This is a genomic window from Candidatus Nitrotoga sp. M5 (assembly GCF_927904885.1).
In the GTDB taxonomy this organism is placed as follows: domain Bacteria; phylum Pseudomonadota; class Gammaproteobacteria; order Burkholderiales; family Gallionellaceae; genus Nitrotoga.
In genome coordinates, this window is sequence record NZ_CAKMNW010000085.1 from 1 (window position 1) to 2,063 (window position 2,063).

The 2,063-nt window shown below is 52.3% G+C and carries 1 protein-coding gene; it reads right to left on the reverse strand.

Going from position 1 to position 2,063, the window contains the following annotated elements; translation table 11 throughout:
- Positions 1-65: 65 nt before the first annotated feature.
- The coding region (locus tag MJ770_RS14835) for a TonB-dependent receptor family protein (RefSeq protein ID WP_239255954.1) at positions 66-2,063 on the reverse strand (1,998 nt) is incomplete at its 5' end.

Genomic DNA, 2,063 nt, shown 5'->3' on the forward strand with positions numbered 1-2,063 from the left:
CCAGAAAATAAAATGCCCCGCAAGGAGCAGGGCACTTTATATGTTAGCTGTAGGCGATGTACCAATTACATGTTATAGCGAATGCCCGCCTCGATAGAGCGTTCAGGGCCGACGTAGATCCCTTGACGCAAACCGGTGATATAGTGCTTGTCGGTCAGATTTTTCAGGGCGCCGAAGACAGTCCAGGTCTTGCTCACTTTATACTGCCCCATGAGATCCACCACTGTGTAGGATGGAAGTTTTCCGCCCCAGATACCCCCAGCGGCATCGGTGGGAATGTCTATTGTATTGCTGGCGTCTCCGAACTGCGAGCCACGGTAATGGGCGAGCAGAGCGGCGCTCAATTTTTCATCGCTATAATTGAATGAGAGATTACCCAAGTACTTGGGCGCATAGGGCAAGCGGTTGCCTTGGTACACTCCGGATGCGAACTCAGACTTCGGTACCCAAGTGGCATTGCCGTCGACGCTGAAACCACCACCCAAGACATAGCCGAGAACGAATTCCATGCCATGATGCTTAGTTTTACCAGCGTTGGACTGGGACAGGAGCGGGTTGCTATTGCCGGTCACGACTTGGTTGTCGAAATCCATATAGAAGGCGGCCACTTCGTAGTTGAGGCCGCCTTCATTGCCGCGAATGCCCATTTCGTAGTTCACCGAGCGTTCACCATCCAAATTCTGGTCGGTCAAGCCGTCGAGAGCAACGCCGTTGGAGGCCGGGGCAAAGGCTTCGTATACACCGCCGTAAAGCTGAGCGGAGTCGGTCAGTTTGTAAGTAGCGCCCACGCCAGGCAGAAATTCTGTATTGGTGGTGGAGGCCGAGGCGTTGTTAGCAGAAAGTTCTACACGTTTCTGCGTGTAGTGCTCGATCCGCAGCCCTGGAGTAATTGCTAGTCGATCGGTAATACTAAAACGGTTTTGCGCATAACCCGCGATGCTATCGGCGGAGTCGACTCTATGACGGTCGTTAACGCCCGTGCGATCAGTTGCTCGAGTCGCGCGAATGCGAGTATCGTTAGCCTCTTCCACCATATAGCGCAGGCCAAATTCCGCCTCATTGTCAAACCCGAACGAATTGTGTTCCAAGTTTAGACGGGTTTCTACGCCCTTGCGTTCAAAGGAACGGTTATTGCCCGTCAAATCGTCGGTATAGACCCAGCGACCGGCAGCGTTGGAGGCGGGGGTGTCGACGTTGTAACGCCAATAGTCGCGGGTCACTTCGCTCCAGTACACTATAGTTCGAAGGAAGGCGCGGTCACTTAGCATCCATTCGTGGTTGAGGTCAATACCGACGCGGTCGGTGAGAAACCAGTCATCCGGTGCTGGATTGTAGTTAGTACGCTTGGCGTTGTAGTCATCCAGCATGAGGCCTCGGTAGGAAATATTGGCGGCATTTTCGTGCCAGGAGAATTTCATACCCACCTTTTGGGTATCGCTAATGCGAACCCCCGCTTTAACCATGATATCGTTCATGTCATAGCCCTTATCCATAAAGCCATCACTCTCGGCATGGGTTGCCACAATACCTGCGAAAGCATCGCCGGATTCACTGCGGCCGCCAGCTTCGACGATTGCTTGACGAGTGTTAAAGGAGCCAACTTTGGCAGATACCTTTAAACCGTCATCGGGTGTTTTAGTTATATAGTTAATCACGCCACCAATGGTAGATGGGCCATAGCGGAGGGATGCCGAACCTTTCAACACTTCAATGCCTTCCATTCGTTGAATGCGAGGGGTGAAATAGCGTTCATTGCCGACAAATAATCCTGGCGCGACGGGTACGCCGTCTTCGAGAATAAGCGTCTTAGATTCACTGGACGACAGACCGCGAACACCTACATTGGTGACGATACCGCTCTCTTCTTCACTTACGGCGTTGATGCCGGGCACCCGACGCAGTACATCCTCGGCGGATTGCGGCACAATCAATTCAATTCGCTCGCGATCAACAAGAACAACAGAGCCCGTCATTTTTGAAACAGCATCAGGGCCCTCACCAACCACCACGATAGCCGGCATAATAGTTTCATTCTTGCTTGGCTTAATAGTTTCTTGCTTGCT